This is a genomic window from Sphingopyxis sp. H053 (assembly GCF_001468225.1).
Lineage (GTDB): Bacteria > Pseudomonadota > Alphaproteobacteria > Sphingomonadales > Sphingomonadaceae > Sphingopyxis.
On the sequence record NZ_LNRU01000009.1, the window covers coordinates 102474 to 125060 of the forward strand.

A 22587-nucleotide genomic window follows, 5' to 3' on the forward strand; every position below is an offset into this window, starting at 1 on the left:
CCCCGAACTTCAGCCTATCCCGCCTCCGGCAACATAGAGCGTCTGTCCGGTGATGTAGGAGGCCTCGGGGGCGCCGAGAAAACAGATGGCGGCAGCTATCTCGTCGACCTCGCCAAAGCGCGCCATCGGGGTATCGCGCAGCGTCTGCCTTACGACAGCCTCGAACCCTGCCTTGTCTGCCTCGGTGGGCTCGGCCGGATTTCTGGGTGTGACTCTCGTGACGTTCACGCCGCCTGGCGCCACGCAATTGACCCGAATGGGCCTGTCTTCGAGATCCTGGGCAAGCGCCACGGTCAGCGCAGCAACGCCGCCCTTCGCTGCGGCATAGGGCAAGCGGTTGATCCCACGCGTCGCGACCGAGCCGACGTTGACGATCGCACCCTGGCCCGCCGCCAAAAGATGCGGGAGCACGGCATGACAGCACCAGATCGTAGGCCAGAGCGAACGGTTGATCTCAGCCTCTATCTCCTCCGCGCAATAGTCCCAGAAGGGCTTGGCCCAGATCGTGCCGCCGACATTATGGACCGCGACATCGACGCGCCCATGCCGCTCGATCACATTCCCGTAAAGCGAACAGGCGCCGTCTCTTTTCTCAAGGTCGTGAATTTCACCATAAGCGTCGAGCCCGTCGGAACGAAGGCCCGCAACGGCCGCCATCGTGGCGTCCTCGGCGCGGTCAGCGATGGTCACTGTCGCGCCTTCCCGGGCCATTCGGGTCGCAACCGCCAATCCGATGCCTTGGGCTCCGCCCGTAACCACGGCAATTTTATCGGCATATCGCCCGGAGGAAATCATCGTGAGCTCTCCATTATTGCGCAACTAAAATTGATAAATATCAACTGGATAGAATTGTTACGCAATGGTTGATTCAGGAATTACATGTCGCAGCTTGCAAACACAAGGAGTAATGCATTACACTATGAACAACGAAAGGGCCGTGATTCTGCAGGTCCAAAAGGAGAGGGATGATGCGCAGCCGGCTGCTCCGACCCGATGATATCAAAGGCGCCTGGGCCATCGTGCCGACGCCCGCTACCGAAAACGCCTCGGACTGGCGCTCAGAGAACACGGTCGACCTGGATGAAGCCGCGCGGGTGGTGAACGGGCTGATCGACGCTGGAATTGACGGCATTCTCAGCATGGGAACTTTGGGAGAGGCGGCAACGCTCACCCACGGCGAAAAGCTCGATTATATGCGAGCGATTGTCGATGCGGCCGGCGGCCGCGTTCCCGTGTTCGTGGGCACGACCTGCCTTAACACGCGCGATACGATCGCCCTGACCCGGGAAGCGCTTGCGCTTGGCGCCGACGGGACCATGCTTGGCATTCCGATGTGGTGCGCGCCCGCGCTCGACGTTTCCGTGCAATTCTATCGCGACGTCGCCGAGGCCGTCCCCGAAATGAATATCGCCATTTACGCCAACCCCGAAGCGTTCAAGTTCGATTTTCCGCGGGCATTCTGGGCGCAGGTCGCGGAAATTCCCCAGGTCGTGACCGCGAAATATATCGGGGTCGGTACGCTGCTGGCCGATCTCGCGGCCGTGAAGGGCAATATCAAGCTACTCCCCATCGATTTCGATTATTATGCGGCGGCGCGGATGGTCGACGAGATCGATGCCTTCTGGTCCAGTGGCGCCGTTTGCCATCCGCTCGTGACGACGAGTTTGCGCGATATTGTCGCGAAGGCGAGGGCAAGCGGCGACTGGGCGGCCGCGCGGGCGCTGCAGGCGCGTCTGGGCCCCACCGCCGCGCCCCTGTTCCCGAATGGGAGCTTCAAGGAATTTTCAACGTATAACATCGGCCTCGAGAAGGCCCGAATGGACGCTGCAGGGTGGATGAAAGCGGGACCAGTTCGGCCGCCCTATCATCTCGTACCCGAGCCGTTTCTGGCCGGGGCGCGCAAATCCGGCACGATGTGGGCCGATCTGGGACGCGAGCTGGAACGCGAGCAATCCACGCCATTATCATTGGAGGCAATCCCATGACGAAGCTAGATTTGGACTGGCCTCACAATTTCAATGAGATTCCGAAGGAAGTTTTTGTACGCAAGGACGTTTACGACACCGAACTGCAGCGCATTTTTCATGGCGAGGAGTGGCATCCGGTTTGCCATGAGAGCGAGATCCCGGAACGGGGGGATTTCAAGACGTTTCGTCTCGCCGGTATTCCCCTGCTGATCGCGCGCGGCGATGATGGTATCGTTCGCGCCTTCTTCAACGCCTGCTCGCACCGCGGGAACCAGCTCGAAACCGCTCCGATGGGTAACAAGCAGGAATTCGAATGCCCATATCATCGCTGGCTGTTCAGCACGCGGGGGGACCTGGTCGGGTGTCCGAACCAGCGCGAGTTCGTGCCTGGCTTCAACCGCTCCGACTATCCCTTGGCCCAACCCCGGATGGAGAGCGTCTACGGCGTCGTGTTCGTCACCATGTCCGCTCGAACCGAACCCCTTCTCGAATGCCTCGGATCGATCGTGGAAACGCTCCGCGAGCTCGTGGGGGGGGACGGCCGCCTCAAGCTGCTCGGCTACCAGAAGGTCCGGTACAACACGAACTGGAAGTCCTATACCGACAATGACGGCTATCATGCACCGCTCCTGCACCAGGCCTTCAATCTCCTAAACTGGCAGGGCGGTAAGGGGCGCCAGTTCACCAGCACGAAACGGGGCCATATAGGCTTTGAATCCGAGCTGTCGGTTGCCCGTGGCGATACGATGCTCGAAGATCCGTCGATCATCGAGTTCAAGGGGCAGGACCCCTCCGTCGGATCCCGGATCGTCAGCCTCTTTCCGACCTTCGTTGCAACGAAGCATTTGGACGTTATCAACCTGCGGTTCGCGACGCCCATCGATCATGAGCGGGTCGAAGTGCATTACGCTTATTTCGCGCATGCCGATGACGATGAGGAGATGGTGCGGCACCGCTTGCGCCAAAGTTCGAACCTCTTGGGTCCGAGCGGCCTGATCAGCATGGAAGACGCGTCGATTTTTCACCGGATTCATATCGGGAACCACACGCCCGGCGCGGCCATCTTTCAAAAAGGTGTCCGTGACAAAGAGAAGATCGAGGACGAGTTCCTTCAGAACGACGAGAGCGGAAATCTTCCGAGATGGGAATATTATCGGGAAATAATGGGTTTCGAAAGGCGCGCAGCATGACCTTGGCGCCCGAAAACTTTAATCGCGCGCTCGACGACTTGCTCGTCGCGGACGCGGACGCACTCGACAGCAAGGATATGCAGCGCTGGCTATCCAACTATGTGGAAGAGGACGACGCATCCTATATCTGTCTGTCGCGTGAAAATGAGGAACAGGGGCTCGCGCTGGGCTTCATGTACGACGACTGCCACGCGCGCCTGCTCGACCGAGTGACCTATATCACGAAGATATGGGCCGGGACATTTCAGGACTATCGAACTCGGCATTTCGTTCAGCGCGTCGCGGCGGACCGAATTGATGATAACACCTGGAAAGCGCGGTCCAACTTCAGCGTGTTCATGACGCCCGAAGACAGCGGCGTGTCCGAAGTCCTCGCGACGGGGCAATATGAGGATCTCGTTCGAGAAGGCGCGGATGGAGATCTTAAGCTTCTTTCCCGTCGCACCCTCCTCGATACGACGGTACTACCCCGCTATCTGGTCTATCCGATCTAGTCACACCTGGGAGCGATGGTGAGAGCCAGCGCCCTTGGATATGTACGTCATCGGGGTGACAACGGCCCTCAGGCCGTCGTCCAGTCGCGTGCGCCAAAATGGCGTTCGAGCATCGGGCGCATGATGTCCCATCGCTCAAGCTGGCTCCAGTGTCCCGACCTATCGAGAACATAGAGTTCGGCATGCTGGAGATGCTCAAGCAGATAGAGGCTCGTATCGAGAGGGACGATCCGGTCCTGCCTGCCGTGAAAAATCAGCACGTCGTGCGGAAGCTTGCCCAAGATCGACGGCGGCATTGCAAGCGTTTCGATCCCGACCTTCATCGAATCGATCATCTTCGACGCGATGGACATGACAGCGGGATCGGTCGCAATTTGATAGCGCGACGATACGATCTCTTCCATTCCTTCGAACTTGTCAGCGTCATAGGCGAAGCTGTGCATCAGCTGGCGATATCGCGCTGGGCGCGGATCGGAATAAAAGGAGAGCAGCCGAACCAACTCCGGCGTCCGCGGCGCCGGGGCACCTATCGACCCCATGAGAATGACCTTATCGAATCGTTCGGGCGTTTCGCTCAGAAGCTGCAGTGTCAGCGCGCCGCCCATCGAATTTCCGACGATATGGGCGCTGTCGATCTCAAGCGCGTCCATCAGTCCGAGGCATTGTTCGACGCGGACACCGATCCACGCCATGACATTGTCCGGGAACGGATCCGGTATGGTGGACTGGCCAAATCCGATCAGATCGGGTGCGATCACGAAGAAATTTTCGGCGAGATCGGGCATTAGGTGGCGCCAGTTTGATGCGGCGTGCGCACCCGGCCCGGCGCCATGCAGAAGTAATATGGCAGGCTTCTTGGGATCGCCGGCGATCATCGTGTGCGACGTAAGCCCGCGTCCTTCGATTTTCTCTTCCCGGATGACATCCGAACCCATGAAATCTCTCCCTTCCGTCTTATCGATGGCATTCCATCCGACCTGGACATTGCACAATGGCTATCGTGTTGTCCATTGTAAACTCTAGCGACCTGCCGACTGGACTCTCATATCTCATTGTGCAATGCATTTGCCAGATAAGCAATTGTGGGACGGGGAGTAGCCGAGATGGACGACGAGACTGTTGCATCGCTCGCGCGTGAACTGGATGTCGCCGAGGCGAGCCAAACACCCGTCCGGCAGCTGTCGCTTCGCTTCCCTCAGATGACGATAGAAGATGGATATCGCATCGCCCGCGCGTGGGTTGAGCTCAAGAAGGCGGCGGGACGTCGGTCCATTGGCCGCAAGATTGGTCTGACATCGCGTGCGATGCAGGCGTCTGCTGGTATCACCGAGCCCGACTATGGCACGTTGCTCGATGACATGGCGTTCGAGGAGGGGAGCGAAATTCCCATCGATCGCTTCATCAATCCGAAGGTCGAAGTCGAATTGGCCTTCATTCTCTCCCGGCCGCTGGGTGGTCCCGATGTGACGACACGGGCTGTTCTCGCTGCCACTGAATATGTAGTGCCCGCCGTGGAGATCATCGACAGCCGCGTTCAGCCGATCGACGCGGAGACCGGCAGCGCCCGGAAAATCCAGGATACGATTGCCGACAACGCGGCGAATGCCGGGATCGTCCTCGGCGGCCGGCCCATCCGGCCGGACGCCATCGACCTGCGATGGGCCGGCGCCATATTATCTCGCAATGCCGTCATCGAGGAAACAGGAATTGCGGCTGGCGTGCTAAACCATCCAGCGCGAGGGGTCGCGTGGTTGGCAAATCGCTTGTCGCAGTGGGGAGAAGAGTTGCAGGCGGGCGAAATCCTGCTGGGCGGTTCTTTTACCCGCCCGGTCCCTGTGTCGCGCGGCGACGTGATATCTGCGGATTATGGCAGGCTCGGCTCGATCGCGATGCGGTTTGTCTGACATGTCGTCAGCAAATCCTCCCAACCATTTCAAAGTCGCGCTCGCCGAAGGGCGGACGCAGATGGGATTCTGGCTGGCGCTGGCGAACGCCGACATCGCCGAAATCTGCGCCGGACTGGGGTTCGACTGGCTCCTTGTCGATGCCGAGCACGGACCGCAAACTCTGCCCGGGATAATCGAGCAATTGCGGGCAATAGCGTCCTGCCCGCCCTGCGCTGCCGTCGTGCGCGTGCCTTCATCAGACCCCGTCGCGATCCGTCAAATCCTCGACTTGGGAGCGACGACCCTCATGGTTCCGATGGTCGAAACGGCTGAGCAGGCCTTCCGGTTGGTCGAAGCATGCCGCTACCCCCCATCGGGCAGCCGAGGCATCGGCGGTGCAAGGGCATCGCGCTGGGGCGGCATTGCGACCCATGTTGCCGATGCCAACGAGCGGCTTTGTCTGATTGCGCAAATCGAGACGATTCAGGGTGTCGAGAATATCGAAGCAATCGCCGGCGTCGACGGGATCGACGCGCTGTTCATCGGTCCAGCCGATCTGGCAGCGTCGGCCGGGCTCTTGGGAAGCGCCAACCGGGAGCGGGTGCGCGAGCTCACGATGGGCGCGTTGTCCCGCATCCTTGCCGCGGGAAAGCCAGCGGGAATTCTGTCGCGCGATCTCGCGCTTCTCGATGCACATCTCGCCGGCGGCGCAAGCTTCGTCGCTGTCGGAATAGATGCGTTCGCCCTCGCCGATGCGGCACGCGGGCTGCTCGATCGATTCCGCCAGTGACCGCGATCCGCGCGCCGGTTTTGGCCTTGCACAATAAGCAACGGATTGTATGCTGTGTCCAAATAGGAAATCGGGAGCGGGCTATGCTAGTGCCGAATCGACCGGATACAGGCGGCCTCCGCCGGCGGGGGCGATGACGTTGCAAAAGATCGTGATCGCGATCACCGGCGCGACAGGATCAATCTACGGTCTGCGTCTGCTGGAAATGCTGCGTGAAGATCCGAGCTGCGAAACGCACCTCGTGGTCTCCCAGGCAGCCGTGCTCAACATCCGCGAGGAACTGCCGCTAACGCTGAAAAAATTTGAAGCGTCGGCTGACGTGGTTCATAACATACGGAATGTCGGCGCCAGTATCGCGAGCGGATCGTTTCTCTGTGACGGCATGATTGTCGCGCCCTGCTCCATGCGCACCCTTGCGGCGATCGCCAATGGGCTCTCCGACAATCTGATCACCCGAGCTGCCGACGTCATGCTCAAGGAGCGTCGTCCATTAACGCTCATGGTGCGAGAGACGCCCCTGAACCTTGCCCATCTTCGAAACATGGCAGCCTGTACCGAAATGGGGGCGATAATTTTCCCACCCGTCCCGGCGTTCTACGCTCGGCCATCGTCGATCGACGAAATCGTCGACCATAGCTGCATCCGGGTCCTCGACCAGTTCGGCATCCATCGGGCCGCCGATCGCCGATGGACCGGACTGAAGGGCGCAGAAGTGATGCCTCTGGCGCAGGCGGATAAATCGGAAAGGACAATTTGATGGCGGCAGTGCTGATGCGCCGGGAGCTATTGGGCGCCGGGGTTTTTTGCGCGGGTCTGGTTGGAGCCTCCCGCTTCCGGTCAGGAAGTGCGGCGGACGAAGAGGCCGTTCTCGTCGTCAGCCAGCCAAGGGTTGAGGAAAGCGAGCGTTTTGCCGCGTCCCTCATATCGTCTTCGAAAAAGTCTCTCGCGCTGGATGTCGGAAGCGGGCTGGATGAGTTGCTTGGCGACTGGCCCCGCGGCGCGCAGGTGATTGCAGGCCTGACCTCCGACCCCGCTGCAATGATTGCGGCCCAGTTGCTCATCGAGAGTGGAGCGGAGCCTTTGCTTCGATGGGAACATTCCTATGAGGCGGGCCGCTGGACACACCGCATCGGCGCCGCCCCCGGCTTGGGCGCGCTCCCGCAATATACTTGGCCCGCCGTCGTTGCGCAGAAAGTTCGCGATGAGCTGGACGGCCACAAATCATCACCGCGCCGGGCCGCGTGCATTTCGGGGGAATGTGCACTCGCCTCGAATAGCCCCGGCCTACTTGTGACCTGGGCCTTTCGGCTTGCCGGAGAAACGCGGTGAGGCCGCCGCTGCCCGAGGGAATTGCGGCGGCCGACTTTTCACGGGCCCTCGATGAACTCGCAGGCGTCGTCGGCAAAACCTGGGTTTTCGTCGACGAGCTTCCGCTGTCGACTTACCGCGACGCGTATTCGCCGCTTGCCGATGGCACTCTGCTTCCTTCTGCCGCCGTCGCTCCGGAAAGCGTCGAACAGGTGCAGCGGATCCTTGCCATCGCCAACAGCTTCCGATTGCCGATCTGGACCATCGGGACTGGACGGAACTTCGCATATGGCGGGCCGGCACCCCGCAAATCCGGATATCTTGTCCTCGATCTGAAACGGATGAACCGGATCATCGAAGTCAACGAAAAATATGGATATGCGCTGGTCGAGCCGGGCGTTTCCTACATGCAGCTTTATCGCCACCTGCAGCGGATCGGCAGCAAATTGTGGATCGATCCGGCAGCGCCCGCCTGGGGCGGCGTCATGGGGAACGCGCTCGAGCATGGCGCCGGCTACACGCCCTATGGCGATCACTTCATTATGCAATGCGGGATGGAAGTTGTGCTTGCCGATGGCCAGGTCGTTCGCACGGGCCAGGGAGGCATCTCTAACAGCAAGCATTGGCAGATCAGCAAACATGGGCTCGGACCGCAGTTCGATGGCATGTTCACCCAGTCGAATTTCGGCGTCGTCACCAAACTCGGCATCTGGCTGATGCCGGAGCCGCCCGGTTACAAGCCGTTCATGATCACCTTTCCACGCGAAGAGGATCTCGAGCAGATTTTCGAGATCACGCGCCCGCTCAAGGTGAATCAGGTGATCCCTAACGCAGCGGTCGCGGTCGACCTATTGTGGGAGGCCTCGGCGAAGACCACGCGGCGACATTATTATGACGGCAAGGGGCCGCTCCCGCCGTCGATCCGGACGAAGATCGCCGCGGACCTCAATCTCGGGATGTGGAATTATTACGGCGCCCTCTACGGACCACCGCCCATGATCGAGAATAATTGGAAATTGATCGAGGAGGCATTCAGCAACATTCCGGGCGCCAAGTTCCACTTCGCGCGCGAGAATGATCCTGCGTGGGATTATCGCGTTAAGCTCATGCGCGGCGAACCCAATATGACCGAGTTCAGCATCATGAACTGGATCGGCGGAGGGGGACACGTCAACTTTTCCCCGATTTCCGCGCCCGACGGGGCGGAAGCCTTGGCTCAATATAATCTGATCAAGAAACGCTGCCACGAATTCGGCTTCGACTACATCGGGGAGTTTCTGGTCGGCTGGCGGGACATGCATCACATTTTGATGATCATGTACAATCGGGCCGATGAAACGATGCGCAAGAGCGCCCACGATCTCTTCAGTCTCCTGGTGGATGAGGCCGCGGCGGCGGGGTTCGGCGAATATCGTACTCATCTCGCCTTCATGGACCAGATTGCTGGAACCTATCGTTACAACGACGGGGCGCTTTGGGATCTCCATCACCGCCTGAAGGACGCTCTCGATCCCAACGGCATTCTTTCGCCCGGAAAGCAGGGCATATGGCCGAAGTCGGCGCGTCCCTGATGCCACGCGACCCACGCTCCCAGGAGATTCATGATGCGTAAGGACGAAGTGAGGGGGCTTGACCACTGGATCGGCGGGTCACCGGTTGCCCCTGGCGACGGCGCTTATTTCGAAAGCCTGAACCCGATTGACGACAGTCTCTATTCCCGGGCGGCTGCCGGGACTCCGGCCGACGTCGATCGAGCAGTTGAGGCGGCCGACACGGCCTATCGCCGGAACCGCGACCTTTCCGCAGCCGCGCGCGAGGGATGGATGATAAAGGCTTCGGCTCTCATGGAGCGTGACGCATCGCAATTTGCCGACACGCTCGTTGATGAAATCGGCTCGCCGATCGCAAAGGCCGGTTTCGAGACCCGGTTCGCCACGAGCTTCTTGCGCGCGGCCGCAGGCGTTCCCCGGCGCATTCGCGGCGAGACTATTCCATCCGATGCGCCCGGCCGCGTCAGCATGAGTTTTCGCGAACCGGTCGGAGTCGTTGCCGGCATTACGCCGTTCAACGTCCCGCTGATCAAGGGGATCAAGCAGTCGGCCATGGCGCTCGCGACGGGCAATGCCTTCGTCCTGCTTCCGTCGGAAGCGGCACCGCGCGTGGCCGATCAACTCGCGCGCCTCTGGGAGGAAGCAGGCGTGCCCGAAGGCCTGTTCAACATTGTATATGGGGACGGCGCCAAAATCGGCGATGCGCTTACTGGCCATCCCAAGGTTCGCGCGATCACCTTCACGGGCTCGTCCCGGGTCGGGCGGCATATCGCGCGCATCGCAGCTGAAGGCTTCAAGAAATATACCCTCGAACTCGGCGGGAAGAGTCCTCTCGTCGTCTGCGCCGACGCCGACATCGAAAAGGCCGTGGCGGCCGCGATCTTCAGCATCTTCATGTATCAGGGCCAGGTGTGCATGGGGGCGTCGCGTATCTATGTCGAACGTCCGATCTTCGACCGGTTCTCCAAGGCTTTCGCTGCTGCAGCTGCGAAACTCTCATCCGGCGATCTGCGCGATCCCGCAACGATGCTGGGTCCTATCATTTCCGGGCGTCAGCGCGCGCGCGTGCGGCAGCATATCGATGACGCCCGCGGCAAGGGAGCCGAAATACTCGCCGGGGGCGAATGGACGGGCCATGTGTGCCATGCGACCATCCTCTCCGGTGTCCAGCCCGGGATGGAGGTAGCGGCCCAGGAAACCTTCGGGCCGGTCACGTCGCTCTATCCGTTCGATGACCTCGATGAAGCCCTCCGGCTTGCCAACGACACCGAATATGGCCTGAGCGCCGCGATCTTCACGCGCGACATCGACAAGGCGCTTCGGTTCGCTCGCGAAATCGAGTCCGGGATGGTCCATGTCAACGCGCCCACGTTGCACGACGAGCCTCACGTGCCGTTCGGCGGTTCCAAGGCTTCCGGATTTGGCCGCGAGGGCACCGAGGCCGATCTTGAAATCATGACCGAGTGGAAATGGGTGAGCATCCAGACCGACGCGGCCGTTGGGGGAGCACACTGATGTCTCAAGGAAAGTCATCCATTCGCGCCAACCTCGCCGATCGCGCAAGAGGCGTCGGATCGCTGCGCGATTTTCTGGAGCTCCTCGAAGAATATGGGCAGGCCATTACCTGGACGGACCGGATCATGCCCGAGCCCGACCTGCGCAACATTGCCGTGGCCGCCTCGCGCGATGTCAACCATGCTCCTGCGATCCTGTTCGACAATATAGCGGGCTACCCCGGGAAACGCACGGTTGTCGGGGTGCACGGCTCTTGGGATAATATCGCGCTGCTCCTGGGTCAGCCAAAAGGCACCACAATCCGGGATATGTTCTTCGACATAGCCGGGCGCTGGGGCGATGCCTCTGCCCAGATCAGCCGCGTTTCCGAGGGGCAGGCGCCTGTCCATGAGTGCCGGCACGAGGAGAATATCAATCTCTACGACCTGCTGCCCGTGTATCGCATCAACGAGTTTGACGGGGGTTTCTATTTGGCCAAGGCGTCGGTGGCTTCGCGCGATCCGTTGGATCCGGAAAATTTCGGCAAGCAGAATGTCGGCATCTACAGGCTTCAGATCCAGGGTCCCGATCGCTTCAGCCTGATGACGATCCCGTCGCATGACATGGGACGCCAGATCCTCGCAGCGGAACGCGAAGGCCTGCCGCTCAAGATCGCCGTCATGCTCGGCAACCATCCCGGCGTCGCGTTGTTCGCAGCAACACCAATCGGCTACGACGAGTCCGAATATGCTTATGCCTCGGCGATGATGGGAGCGCCGATCCGGCTGACGAATTCCGGCAACGGTATCGACATCCTCGCGGATAGCGAGATCGTCATCGAAGCCGAGCTCCAGCTTGGTGAGCGCGTCTTCGAAGGGCCGTTCGGTGAATTCCCAGGATCCTACAGCGGCGTGCGACGCGCCCCTGTCTTCAAGGTGACCGCCGTCTCGCACCGAAAGAACCCTATATTCGAGAATATCTACATCGGTCGTGGCTGGACGGAGCACGACACGTTGATCGGTCTTCATACGTCGGCGCCCATCTATGCACAGTTGCGCCAGACCTTTCCCGAAGTCACCGCGGTGAATGCGCTGTACCAGCACGGACTGACAGCGATCATCGCGGTCAAGAACCGGATGGCGGGCTTCGCAAAATCCGTGGCGCTCCGCGCGCTTGGTACGCCCCATGGCCTCATGTATCTGAAAAATCTGATCATGGTCGATGGCGATATCGATCCCTTCGATCTCAACCAGGTCATGTGGGCCCTGTCGACCCGGACGCGCGCGGAGGACATCATCGTCCTGCCGAACATGGCGATGGTCCCGATCGACCCCGCTGCCGTGACGCCGGGGAAGGGGCACCATCTGATTATCGACGCAACAAGCTATCTCCCGCCCGATCCGGTGGGCGAGGCACATCTGGTCACCCCGCCCACCGGCCAGACTATCGATGACCTCGGCAAACGGATCCAGGCGATGCAACGAGGCGAGACGCTATGACTGCACCCCATTGCCCGCGATGTGGCTCCGACGCTTCGATCCCTGATTTCCGCGGCGTCGATGGCGAGAAAACGATTTGGACAATCCATCGCTGCACGGCCTGCTGTTTCTCTTGGCGCGACAGCGAGCCGGCGAGTGCGATCGACCCGCGTGTGCGCGCCGAGGAGTTCGCGATCGATGTTTCGGAGCCGGATCTTTTTCCGATCGTCCTGCAACCTTCGACCATGCGGAAATAGGGGGTGATCAAGATGGACGCAAATCGCCAAGCCGCCGCGCTCGACGCGCTAGAAGCACTGGTCGGTGCCGATGGGGTAACGCGCGATCCGGCGGCGCTCGCACCCTTCCATTCCGGAGTCGCCCTGCCCCTGGGTATCATCGCGCCGCGCGACACCGAGCAACTTGCCAAGGTCCTCGCGGTGGCGAGCGAGGCCGGAGCGGCGCTTCAACCTGTGTGCCGCGCGGTCGCAGGTCAGGAGGTGGCGGCACGCGACAAGATCATATTGCTCGATCTTGGCCGCATGAATGAGATTCTCGAGATCAATGAGAACTTGGCTTACTGCCTCGTCGAGCCAGGCGTCACCTTTCGGCAACTCTCCGAACAGATAGGCGAGCGGGGGCTCAAGCTCTGGGTCGATTGCCCGGGTGAGCCCGACGAATCGGTGGCGAGCGCCTTTCTGAAGCGGCGCGTGGGCTATACCCCATATGCCGATCATTATCTTATGCAATGCGGGCTTGAGTTGATGCTGGCCGACGGCCGCAGTGTCCGGACAGGGATGGGTGCTATGCCCAAGAGTACCTGCTGGCAGCTCTTCAAATTTGGTTACGGGCCCTGGATCGACGGGCTCTTCACACAATCCGATCTTGGCGTCGTGACCAAGCTCGGCCTCTGGCTCATGCCCCAGCCCCCGGCAGCGCAATCCTTTGCTGTCACGGTGCCGGACGAAGACGATCTTGGCAAACTTCTCGATGTACTGGGCCCGCTCAAGACCAATATGGTCGTCCCCAATGGCGTGGCGGTGGCAAATGCGCTGCACGAAGCAGCGCGTTCGGGCAAGGTACGCCGCGACTTCGGCGGCACCGGCCCAATGTCCGCCGGCGAGGTTCGAAAAGCCGGGGAGTCGATCGGGCTTGGCTACTGGACTCTTTACGGCTCGCTTTACGGGCTCCCCGACAATGTTCGCATCGCTTGGTCGATGGTCCAGGACGCGTTCGCATCGATCAAAGGCTCGCGGGTGCTGGCCGCTCCCGCAGCCGGGATGGAAGGACTGTGGGCGTGGCGAAAAGGCATGATGCTTGGTTCGGTCGGTAATGCACTTGGCCGCCCTTCGGCCTGGGCCGGAGGATCCTCTCTCGACATCGGCCCCATCAGCCCGGTTGATGGCAAGGAAGGGCTTCGCCTTTATGACTTGTCGCGCGATATTTCCGGCCGGCACGGTTTCGATTTTGTCGGAGAAACGAATGCCGTCTGGCGCTCTGCCCAGCATCGGCAGTATTTGTGCTTCGATGGCAGTCCCGCGGGCAGTAAACGGGCGAGAGACTGCGCTATCGAGCTGATCGATGCGCAGGCAGGTGCCGGATTTGGACAGACGCACGTCGAGCCGGCGCTCGCCGCCTCTGCTAGGGCGACCTATGAAAGCGGCGCGATAACTCAACTGCACGCGCGCGTGAAACGCGCGCTCGATCCCGCGAACCTCTTTCTGTCGGCCTGACCTCAAACAAGGGAATCGAAAGCATGAAGATGGGATTGCTGGCGGTCGCTCTGCTGATGCTAACCGCTTGTTCGAAATCGTCAGATGCGGACAAACCGGACGGTGCAGAATTATATGCCCTGAACTGCGCGGGTTGTCACGACCCGGGCCCGGGTCATCCCGCCACTATGCTGCTTGAAGAGATGGAGCGACCCGTTGCGCCCCTCATTGGCCGCAAGGACCTCGACAAGGACTATGTCCACTCGGTCGTCCGAAACGGGCTGATCGAAATGCCGCCATTCCGCCCAACCGAGCTGACAGACGCCGATGTGGATCTTGTATTCACCTACATCAAGACGGCAAAGGGTCCTTCGAACGCTCCTTGACGACGAGGCGCGCAAGGCTTTGCAAGGCATCGGCAGCGTCAGTCTCGTTAACGATCCGCGTATAGGCCGTCAGACTGAGGTTTGCGGCGTTCATTCGGTCCGCGCAGCTCTCAGCTCCAAGCGCACTCGCCGCGCTGATTAGCAGGTGCTGCGCCAGCCGTTCCCCTTCGAGTTCGGCCATCTTTACGAGGCGCCGGACACGCTGCGCCTTGGCAGCCGAGGCCCCGCTGGTACTGGCGGGAGCTTTCAGCCACCGGCGGGCCTGACGCAGTGGCCCGATGACTTCTGAATTTGTCGCCTCAATTTCTGCGAGGAGAAAACGCAATTCCGTCTCGCTAAGCACGATCGACCGCAGCTGCGCTAACCAGCAGCACAGAAGCAGGAGGTTGACATCGAAGCCATGGTCGTCCTGCAAGCTGAGGCAAATATCCGCTACACCGGGCTGCGCATAAGCTGATACCGAGAAACGCCAGAAGGTGTCGGGATCGAGTGGCTTCACGTCCTGCCCCCGAAATCCCCTCGCATGCCAGCGCCCGGGAGGCTCCCGTTTATGGCGATCGCACCAAGCGGGTCAGGAATCCCCACGCATCTCCTCCGGCTGCCAGCCCATTGCGTTGCTGGCTTTGAGAGCGGCGGCCTGGACTTTGTCGATATTGCTCTGGCAAAAGAATTTTTCGTCGGTCATCCGGCCAAGTACGCCAATCACCGCGATCAGCTTTTCCTGCATGTCGAATACCGGGACTGAAATGGCAGCGAGCCCCGGTACCACTTGGCCGTCCACCTTGGCGTAGCCTTGCCTCCGGATCTCCGTCAGCATAGCTTGCAGCTCGATTTCATCGATGGACGTCCGCGCAGCGCGCTCACGTTCAAGCAGCCGCTTATAGGCAGGGAGTGGCTGGAAAGCCATGAAAACTAGCCCTGCAGACGAATGCTGAATGGGAAGGACCGATCCGACGTGCAAAGACGTCGCAATTGGAACGCCGCCATCGAGCCAACGGATGATCGTCGGCCCATAGTCACCCCATATCGAGAGCAGACCAGTGGTCTCGAGATCATCCGCAAGCTGCCGCAGATAGGCGGTGGTGATGCGAATAACGTCGAGCCTCGACAAGGCCGAGAGTCCGATCTTGAGGGCGGTTGGACCGAGAGAATAGCGACCGTCCGCAGGCTCCTGCTGGACCAGCCCAGTATTAATGTAGGCCTGGAGATATCGGTGCGCCTGGCTGCGCGACATCTCGGCTCCCGCGGCGATATCGCGAAGGGGTGCGCAGCCGCCGGGACAAGATATCAGCGCTTCGAGCACGCGGACCCCAGTCTCTACCGACTGGATACTCTTGCGAGGCTTTTGCGCAACATCGCGCGGCGATTTGGAAGAGGCGGACATATCGGAGTGATCGTCTTCAAGCTCTGTCACTCTCACGCTTTTTGCCTGACGTTCCAAACTTCTTCCATTCTCTTATTTTGTCCCTTTTGCAGGGATACGAGGGTTCTAGGAAGCAACAACAGATACAATTCATATCTCAAGATGCAAAGTCGTTTCTTGTGCAACTGCCCGCGCGGCATTCCTATGCAATGGCAGATTGCGCCCTGTTGCCAGCCATTCGCGCGTATCCGCTCTCCTGCCGTGTGCCAGTGTCCGCCGGCAAATCGAACGTGAAAATTAGCGCGGCGAGGATGCAGCCTCGACGGCCACAGTTTCGACGCGGCCTGCTGCTGGCTGCTCGTCCTCGCGGCGTGTCGCCATGAACACCCCTGCACCGACAAGTGCCGCGCCCGCAATGTGAAAGGGAGCGAGATGTTCTCCAAGCAGGAGAATTGCAAGCGCAACCCCAAAGACTGGGGGCAGATTCATATAGATACTCGCGCGAGCGACACCGATCAAATCCACTGAACGGTTGAAAAAGAAATATGCAAGGAGCGAAGGGAAAATTCCGACATAAAGGATGGCGAGCGGAACCTCAATCCTCGCCGCCATATAATGGCCGTGCGCAATCTCCAGAAGATACGGGATGGCAATGCTTGCGGCCCCGACCGCGAACAGCGTTACGAGAAAGCTGAGCTGATGTATGGCGGGTTTCTTCCGCAAAAGGGTCGAGTAGAGCGAGTAGAGAAAAACGCCGAAAAGGGCGGCGGCATCTCCGCGGTTGAACGTCATGGCCAGAATATTGGCTAGGCTTCCTTGCGCGACGATGACGAGCAAACCGGCCAGTGATACGAGCGTGCCTGCCAACTGACCGATCGTAATTCGGTCTCGAAAGATCACTGTCGAAAGCAGGAGTATCATCGAAGGCATGGCGCCCTGCATCATCAGGTTATTCGTCGCCGTTGTATATTGAAGGCCCCAATAAACCACGAGGGCGAACGCTCCGATCCCAAGCGTTCCGAGAAACGACAGCATTTTCCAATTCTGCAGAATTGCGCGACGATCCGCGACAAGATGCGGCCAAGCGAAAAGTAAGCCTACCCCCATTGCTACGACCCATCGCCAAAAGGCCATGCCGAGGGGGGTAACGAGGTGGTGAACTGCGCGCGCAACAATGGGGTTGAGGGCCCAAAAAAGCGAGGCTGCACAAAGCAATAAGCCAGCAGAACCCCAGGCTCGCTGAAATATTGGAAATCGATGCGTCAATGGATGCCCCTTTTGGTCAGTTTGCCGATCTGGTGCGCCGCCCTGCGCTTCTTCTGGCTCGCAAAATTTGGCTTGAACCATGATCCGATCTGCGTCATCGCGTTGCACATAGTGCATCACATTTTTCTAAATGCAATAAGGAAGCGCATAAGGTGGCGCTCGCTGGAGGGGCACCATGACCCGAATGTTAGAAGGAATTCGGATTCTTGACCTCAGTCGGGTCCTTGCTGGACCTTGGGCAACGCAGCTCATGGCCGATTTGGGCGCCACAGTTATCAAGGTCGAACGCCCGCTCGAAGGGGACGACACGCGTCGTTGGGGGCCGCCTTGGCTTTATGCCGGCGGAGAGGCAACGTCTGCCTATTATCTGTGCGCAAATCGGGGAAAGGAAGCGATTGCCGTCGATTTCACCGACGCCGAGGGACAGCAGATTATTCGAGATTTGGCGGCCGGTTGCGACGTTGTCGTTGAGAATTTCAAAGTCGGGACGCTCAAGCGCTACGGGCTCGACGCTGCGAGGCTGCGAGAGGCCAACCCGGCCCTGGTCTATTGTTCCGTGACGGGCTTTGGCCAAGACGGCCCCTATAGCGGCCGGCCCGGTTATGATTTTATCGCGCAGGGCATGGGCGGATTAATGAGCGTCACGGGTTCGCAGGAAAGTGGCCCGATGAAGACGGGCGTTGCCCTGTCTGACATCATGACGGGTCTCTACTCGGCGATCGCGATCCTGGCAGCTCTTGTCCGGCGGGGAAATACCGGCGAGGGCGCTCATCTCGACGTGTCGTTGCTCGATGTCACCGTTGCCACCCTTGCAAATCAAGCCTTTAACTTTTTCGCCACGGGGGAGAATCCGCCCCGTTATGGCAACGCTCACCCCAACATCGTGCCATACCAGTCTTTCCCGACAGCCGACCGCGGGATCAATCTCGCAATCGGGAACGACTCTCAGTTTCGTCGGCTGTGCGACGCAATTGGGCGGAGTGACCTTGCTGACGACCCACGCTTTGGCACCAATGGTTCGCGGGCCGGAAACAAACAGGCGCTGGAAGATGAGTTGGCGCCGATCTTTGTAGGCGCGGGCGCAGCTTCATGGATAGAACGGCTCGACGCCGCCGATGTCCCGGCTGGTCCGATCAATGAAATTTCGGACGTCTTTAAGGACGCTCATGTTCTGCACCGTGGAATGAAGATTTCGCTCAACCACAAGGAATTGGGTGATCTTCCAGGCATAGCCAGCCCCATCAAAGTCGATGGCGAGCGCGCGGTTGCCTCCACACCACCACCGCTCTTGGGCGAGAATACTGATTCCGTTCTGCGGAGAGAGCTCGGACTGGGCGACTTAGAAGTAGTGGGGCTAAAGACAAGAGGAGTAATAGGGTGATCCTCATCGACCGCACCGAGCGACGATGGAGCCTCCGATCATGCCCTTCCTCACCATGCTCTCATGAATATTAGTTAGGCGGCGGCGCGATGTTTTCGCAGGCCCGCCAACGCCGACGAGGCGACCGCGCCGATGTGTGATTCTGCCAGCCCGCGCGCGCGGGCAGGAGATTTGGAAGCGATCGCCTCAATGATTTCATCATGTTCACGTGCGGTATCGGCCATGAAATGATTGAAACCACCGGCTTGGTTGATGAAGAAATCAGACATGTCAAAATTGCTGTTCTGCCGCGCGTCGAGAAAGGGCGACTGAGCCATATCGTGGATGAGCTGATGGAAGGCACGGTTGAGTTCGCAATAAATTACCGCGCTGCGCGGCTCGTCAAAGTCGATCGTGAGAATACGTGCTTGCAGCGCGCGCAAATCGCGCGTTTGCGAATCGGTCCGACGCGCTGCCGCCAGTTCCGTCAGCAGTCCCTCGAGCCTTTCAAACATGATATAGAAATCTGCGATCTGGTCATAGCTTGGATTTATCACCTCGCAACCGACCTGCGGAATTATGCGAACAAATCCTTCCGAACTCAAACGGTTGAGCGCGGCCATGATCGGCTGGCGGCTCGCTCCGGTATCGCTCACAAGATCCTTGACCGACAGCCGCTGGCCAAAATTATATTGCGCGCCAACCATTCGGCTAACGAGAAGATCGTAAATTTCATCCTTCTTGTTCACTCGAATTGTCTCCAACTTTGGCGCTGCTACGCACGCCGCGAATATCCCCCTTGATTCAGCAAGAACGCAAGAGTCAGTCGTTGGCGAACGGATCCGGCTGCAAGAGCTGTTCGCAACGGAAATCGACAGATTCACTCTGCATATTTTGTTCGGCGCAATCGATCGTGGACAGCAAGTCTTTTTATAAGCGCTTACCATGCGCGATCACGCGCCATATTCGCCAAACGAATGATCGCCGCCAGATGATCGTTCCAACTCTTCATTGCTTCGCGCTTCTCGTCCTTCCAGTCGTGGCGCTGGTAGATACCGGCGACGCCCGCGCGGGAACCTCCGACGTGATTGAGCACAGCTTCGGTCACTTCAAATCGAACGCCTAGCCGTTGAAACCCGGTTGCAAGAGTTCGTCTCAAGTCATGCAGTCGCCAGTCCGGTAACGGTTCGCGGCCGTCTTGCGACATAAGCAGGTCGAGCTTGATCTTGCCTTTGCTATATCCGGTGAACCTTCCGCCCCTGGAGGTCGTGAACATCCTGCCGCTACGCGGCCAGATAGCCGACCCGGCAACCTCGTCGAGGATCGCAACTGCAAGTTCGTTGAGCGGAATTCGGTTGGGCTCGCCATTCTTTGCCCGTTCGCCGGGCAGGGTCCATAGGAGATCTTTACGGTTGAGTTCCTCCCAACGCAGCGACGAAACCTCCTCTCGTCGCTGACCGGTGACGATCAGAAGGCGGATGATGGGTCCGAAACAGGAATGCGTGTTTGGCGCCGCCATCCAGATGCGGCCAAGCTCCTCGTCTGAAAGCCAGCGATCGCGAGGTTTGACCGGGGGCGGGGTTTCCATGCCTTCCATCGGACTCCGATCGATATCTCCCCGGCTGACGGCCCAGCGCAAAAGGCGGCGCAAAACAGCGAAGACGTTACGGATATTTGCGATCTGCGCGCGCGGCATGCGGTCGAAGACGGCAACGATGTCGATTCGCGTAAGATTGGGAAGGGGCTTTGATCCCAAGACCGGCTTTACATGCAGCTCGAGGCTGCGCTTGACGAGGCGCCTCCAGCCTTCTCCAACGCAGGCCTCAGCGAAGCGATCAGAGTAATTATCGAAGGCTAGATCGACCGACTCTCGCCGTCGTTGCCGCTCTGCTTCGCCTGGATCGATTCCCTGGGCGATCAGAATAGCCAGTCGCTCCGCTTCGGCTCTGGCGGTGGCTGGCGTCCATGGCGAGCCATGGCTGCCTATCGTGTAGCGACGCGTCTTAGATTCGCGACCGCCCATTCGGAATTGCAACACGTAAGACACGGCGCCAGCTTTGGTTCGCTTTGCGCCAAAACCCTTTATGCTATCATCCCAAAGAATGTCATGTTGCCCGCTCGAAATGAGAGCATCGACCGACCGTTTTGTGATCTTTCCGCTTGCCATAAATTGGTCTCCCAATACGGCGTTTCCAGCAATCACCCGGCAATCACCGTGGCGGAAATTGCCGCGTAATTGGGGAAAAGATAGCATAGGGAGTGGCTATAAAAAACTAGCCTTTTCAACCCTATAGCACTCCTATATACGCCTCCAGCGAAAATACCAGACCTCGTGCCCGTGCGCGCGCGCCTTGGCTTCGTAGCGTGTCTCGGGCCAGCCGCCAGGGCGGACCTGGAAATCCTGCGAATCCTGCGCCAGCCATTCGAACTGATGGCGGTGGCGGCGCATCACCATCAGCGCGTGCTGCAGATAGATGGGGTGGTCGGTGCCGAAGCGGAACTCGCCGCCGGGTTTGAGCTTTGCCGCGATCAGGTCGAGCGGGCCGTCGTTCATCATCCGCCGCTTGGCGTGGCGCGCCTTCGGCCAGGGATCGGGGTGGAGCAGATAGGCGAAGCTGAGCGCGCCATCGGGGATGCGCCGCAGCACTTCCAGCGCGTCGCCGTGATGGATTCGAACGTTACCGATGGGGAGCCGCGCGCCATGATCGCCCGCGACGTGGACCAGTGCCTGGGCGACGCCGTTGATGAAGGGTTCGCCGCCGATGAAGCCATGGTCGGGCAGCATGTCGGCGCGCCCCGCCATATGCTCGCCGCCGCCAAAGCCGATCTCGAAATGGAGCGGGCGGTCGTAACCGAACAGCGCTTCGGCGGTGACTTCGCCCTCGGTGGGAACCGCGATCTGCGGCAGCAACGTGTCGATCAGGTCCTGCTGGCCCGCGCGCAGGGGCTTGCCCTTTGAACGGCCGTAGAGGCGGTTGATCGTCGTCGGATCGCCGGGCTTATGTGCAGTCATGGGGCGCGCCCTAGCCGCGCGACCGGGCGGCGGCAACCCGCCACCCGGCATAATGCGACATCAAATGAGCGTCAGGCGGCGAGCGCTGCCTTGAGCTTGTCGACCAGGTCGGTGCGTTCCCACGGGAAGCTGTCGCCCTCCGACGTGCGGCCGAAATGGCCGTACGCCGCGGTCTGCTTGTAGATCGGCTTGTTGAGGCCGAGGTGCGTGCGGATGCCCTTCGGCGTCAGGCGCACGAGCTGCGGGATGACCGCCTCGATCTTGCCTTCGTCAACGGTACCGGTGCCGTGCAGGTCGACATAGATCGACAGCGGCTCGGCGACGCCGATCGCGTAGCTGAGCTGGATCGTGCAGCGGCGCGCGAGGCCCGCGGCGACGATGTTCTTCGCCAGATAGCGGGTGATGTACGCCGCCGAGCGGTCGACCTTGGTCGGGTCCTTGCCGCTGAACGCGCCGCCGCCGTGCGGGCTCGCGCCGCCATAGGTGTCGACGATGATCTTGCGGCCGGTCACGCCGGCGTCGCCGTCGGGGCCACCGATCTCGAAACGCCCGGTCGGGTTAATGTGATAGACGGTGTTCGCGGTGAGCAGTTCGGCGGGAAGCACATCGGCGATCACGCCGAGCACATATTTGCGCAGCTCGGTGTATTTTGCTTCGTCGCCTTCGCCATTGTGGAAATAATAGCCGGGCGCGTGCTGGGTCGACACGACGATCGCGGTCGCCTCAACCGGACGCTCGTTGGCGTAGCGCAGCGTGACCTGGCTCTTGGTATCGGGTTCGAGGAAGGGTGCGGTGCCCGCCTTGCGGTCGGCGGCCATACGCTCGAGGATCTTGTGGCTGTAATCGAGCGTCGCGGGCATCAGGTCGGGGGTCTCGTCCGACGCATAGCCGAACATGATACCCTGGTCGCCGGCGCCTTCGTCCTTGTCGCCGCTTTCGTCGACGCCCTGCGCGATATGCGCCGACTGGGCGTGGAGATTATTCTCGAAGCGGAAGCTTTCCCAGTGAAAGCCAGCCTGCTCGTACCCGATGTCCTTCACCGTCTTGCGCACAGTGGCTTCGATCTCGTCGAGCGCGCCCGGTGCCCACTCGTCATTCTCGAACACGCCCTTGCAGCGGATTTCGCCGGCCAGCACGACGAGCTGGGTGGTGGTCAGCGTCTCGCACGCGATTCGGGCTTCGGGATCCTTCGACAGGAACAGGTCGACGATCGAATCGCTGATCTGGTCGGCCACCTTGTCGGGATGTCCTTCGGACACGCTTTCGGAGGTGAAGAGGAAGCTGTTGCGCATGGAGAGCCTTCTGTGAACGGATATAAAGGAAGCTTTATGTG

General features: G+C 60.1%; 23 protein-coding genes. 14 read left to right on the forward strand and 9 right to left on the reverse strand.

Going from position 1 to position 22587, the window contains the following annotated elements; translation table 11 throughout:
- Nucleotides 1-9 precede the first annotated feature (9 nt).
- Nucleotides 10-795, reverse strand: coding sequence for a 1,6-dihydroxycyclohexa-2,4-diene-1-carboxylate dehydrogenase (locus tag ATE70_RS17815; RefSeq protein WP_037557649.1), 786 nt, complete (start codon nucleotides 793-795; stop codon nucleotides 10-12).
- A 173-nt stretch (nucleotides 796-968) separates the two neighbouring features.
- Between ATE70_RS17815 and ATE70_RS17820 the strand changes: the two genes are divergently transcribed.
- From ATE70_RS17820 to ATE70_RS17830, 3 genes are read left to right on the forward strand one after another with little or no spacing between them, the layout of a single operon-like run.
- Nucleotides 969-1985, forward strand: coding sequence for a dihydrodipicolinate synthase family protein (locus ATE70_RS17820; protein ID WP_037557715.1), 1017 nt, complete (start codon nucleotides 969-971; stop codon nucleotides 1983-1985).
- On the forward strand, nucleotides 1982-3157 hold the full coding sequence (locus tag ATE70_RS17825; protein ID WP_037557650.1) for an aromatic ring-hydroxylating oxygenase subunit alpha: 1176 nt from the start codon (nucleotides 1982-1984) through the stop codon (nucleotides 3155-3157). Before ATE70_RS17820 ends, ATE70_RS17825 begins: the two co-directional genes overlap by 4 nt.
- Nucleotides 3154-3651, forward strand: a complete 498-nt coding sequence (locus tag ATE70_RS17830; RefSeq protein WP_037557651.1) for an aromatic-ring-hydroxylating dioxygenase subunit beta — start codon at nucleotides 3154-3156, stop codon at nucleotides 3649-3651. The genes ATE70_RS17825 and ATE70_RS17830 overlap by 4 nt, the downstream gene beginning before the upstream one ends.
- A 68-nt stretch (nucleotides 3652-3719) precedes the next feature.
- Here the strand turns inward: ATE70_RS17830 and ATE70_RS17835 are convergent, their stop codons facing one another.
- The gene (locus ATE70_RS17835) at nucleotides 3720-4586 is read right to left on the reverse strand and encodes an alpha/beta fold hydrolase (RefSeq protein WP_037557652.1); all 867 of its coding nucleotides are present in this window, start codon (nucleotides 4584-4586) and stop codon (nucleotides 3720-3722) included.
- A gap of 168 nt (nucleotides 4587-4754) precedes the next feature.
- On the opposite strand from ATE70_RS17835, the gene hpaH reads away from it, so the two are divergent.
- The 10 genes from hpaH (at nucleotide 4755) to ATE70_RS24400 (ending at nucleotide 14252) form a co-directional block, all read left to right on the forward strand.
- The gene (gene hpaH, locus ATE70_RS17840; protein ID WP_037557653.1) at nucleotides 4755-5555 is read left to right on the forward strand and encodes a 2-oxo-hept-4-ene-1,7-dioate hydratase; all 801 of its coding nucleotides are present in this window, start codon (nucleotides 4755-4757) and stop codon (nucleotides 5553-5555) included.
- 1 nt (nucleotide 5556) lies between these two features.
- Nucleotides 5557-6327 carry an HpcH/HpaI aldolase family protein gene (locus tag ATE70_RS17845; protein WP_037557654.1) on the forward strand — a complete coding sequence of 257 codons (771 nt, stop codon included), beginning with the start codon at nucleotides 5557-5559 and terminating at the stop codon, nucleotides 6325-6327.
- A gap of 133 nt (nucleotides 6328-6460) precedes the next feature.
- Nucleotides 6461-7084, forward strand: a complete 624-nt coding sequence (locus tag ATE70_RS17850; RefSeq protein ID WP_231732769.1) for a UbiX family flavin prenyltransferase — start codon at nucleotides 6461-6463, stop codon at nucleotides 7082-7084.
- Entirely contained in the window at nucleotides 7084-7656 is a 573-nt protein-coding gene (locus ATE70_RS17855) for a hypothetical protein (RefSeq protein ID WP_052182497.1), read from the forward strand. Before ATE70_RS17850 ends, ATE70_RS17855 begins: the two co-directional genes overlap by 1 nt.
- Nucleotides 7653-9206 (forward strand): FAD-binding oxidoreductase, encoded by a 1554-nt coding sequence (locus ATE70_RS17860; RefSeq protein WP_037557655.1) that lies wholly within the window; start codon nucleotides 7653-7655, stop codon nucleotides 9204-9206. Before ATE70_RS17855 ends, ATE70_RS17860 begins: the two co-directional genes overlap by 4 nt.
- A gap of 30 nt (nucleotides 9207-9236) precedes the next feature.
- A complete protein-coding gene (locus ATE70_RS17865; RefSeq protein ID WP_231729162.1) occupies nucleotides 9237-10700 on the forward strand; it encodes an aldehyde dehydrogenase family protein in 1464 nt (487 codons plus the stop codon).
- Nucleotides 10700-12178 (forward strand): non-oxidative hydroxyarylic acid decarboxylases subunit C, encoded by a 1479-nt coding sequence (locus ATE70_RS17870; RefSeq protein WP_052182498.1) that lies wholly within the window; start codon nucleotides 10700-10702, stop codon nucleotides 12176-12178. Before ATE70_RS17865 ends, ATE70_RS17870 begins: the two co-directional genes overlap by 1 nt.
- Nucleotides 12175-12414: a non-oxidative hydroxyarylic acid decarboxylases subunit D gene (locus ATE70_RS17875; protein WP_037557656.1), complete on the forward strand. Its 240-nt coding sequence runs from the start codon at nucleotides 12175-12177 to the stop codon at nucleotides 12412-12414. Before ATE70_RS17870 ends, ATE70_RS17875 begins: the two co-directional genes overlap by 4 nt.
- A gap of 12 nt (nucleotides 12415-12426) precedes the next feature.
- A complete protein-coding gene (locus ATE70_RS17880) occupies nucleotides 12427-13887 on the forward strand; it encodes an FAD-binding oxidoreductase (protein ID WP_037557721.1) in 1461 nt (486 codons plus the stop codon).
- Between the two features lie 23 nt (nucleotides 13888-13910).
- On the forward strand, nucleotides 13911-14252 hold the full coding sequence (locus ATE70_RS24400) for a c-type cytochrome (RefSeq protein WP_037557657.1): 342 nt from the start codon (nucleotides 13911-13913) through the stop codon (nucleotides 14250-14252).
- Here the strand turns inward: ATE70_RS24400 and ATE70_RS17885 are convergent.
- The 3 genes from ATE70_RS17885 to ATE70_RS17895 form a co-directional block, all read right to left on the reverse strand.
- Nucleotides 14218-14751, reverse strand: a complete 534-nt coding sequence (locus tag ATE70_RS17885) for a TIGR02444 family protein (protein ID WP_058456271.1) — start codon at nucleotides 14749-14751, stop codon at nucleotides 14218-14220. The genes ATE70_RS24400 and ATE70_RS17885 overlap by 35 nt on opposite strands.
- Before the next feature lie 72 nt (nucleotides 14752-14823).
- On the reverse strand, nucleotides 14824-15693 hold the full coding sequence (locus ATE70_RS17890; RefSeq protein WP_152567708.1) for an IclR family transcriptional regulator: 870 nt from the start codon (nucleotides 15691-15693) through the stop codon (nucleotides 14824-14826).
- Between the two features lie 219 nt (nucleotides 15694-15912).
- Nucleotides 15913-16998 (reverse strand): DMT family transporter, encoded by a 1086-nt coding sequence (locus ATE70_RS17895; protein WP_231732768.1) that lies wholly within the window; start codon nucleotides 16996-16998, stop codon nucleotides 15913-15915.
- A gap of 58 nt (nucleotides 16999-17056) precedes the next feature.
- Between ATE70_RS17895 and ATE70_RS17900 the strand changes: the two genes are divergently transcribed.
- Entirely contained in the window at nucleotides 17057-18262 is a 1206-nt protein-coding gene (locus ATE70_RS17900) for a CaiB/BaiF CoA transferase family protein (RefSeq protein ID WP_037557658.1), read from the forward strand.
- A 74-nt stretch (nucleotides 18263-18336) separates the two neighbouring features.
- On the opposite strand, the gene ATE70_RS17905 is transcribed toward ATE70_RS17900, so the two are convergent.
- The 4 genes from ATE70_RS17905 to metK all read right to left on the reverse strand — a co-directional run bounded on the left by ATE70_RS17905 (nucleotide 18337) and on the right by metK (nucleotide 22546).
- Nucleotides 18337-18990 (reverse strand): GntR family transcriptional regulator, encoded by a 654-nt coding sequence (locus ATE70_RS17905; protein WP_161786582.1) that lies wholly within the window; start codon nucleotides 18988-18990, stop codon nucleotides 18337-18339.
- Between the two features lie 191 nt (nucleotides 18991-19181).
- A complete protein-coding gene (locus tag ATE70_RS17910; RefSeq protein ID WP_231729164.1) occupies nucleotides 19182-20495 on the reverse strand; it encodes a tyrosine-type recombinase/integrase in 1314 nt (437 codons plus the stop codon).
- A gap of 45 nt (nucleotides 20496-20540) precedes the next feature.
- Nucleotides 20541-21254: a tRNA (guanine(46)-N(7))-methyltransferase TrmB gene (trmB, locus tag ATE70_RS17915; protein ID WP_058539119.1), complete on the reverse strand. Its 714-nt coding sequence runs from the start codon at nucleotides 21252-21254 to the stop codon at nucleotides 20541-20543.
- A gap of 71 nt (nucleotides 21255-21325) precedes the next feature.
- Nucleotides 21326-22546 (reverse strand): methionine adenosyltransferase, encoded by a 1221-nt coding sequence (gene metK, locus ATE70_RS17920; RefSeq protein WP_058539120.1) that lies wholly within the window; start codon nucleotides 22544-22546, stop codon nucleotides 21326-21328.
- Between the last annotated feature and the right edge of the window lie 41 nt (nucleotides 22547-22587).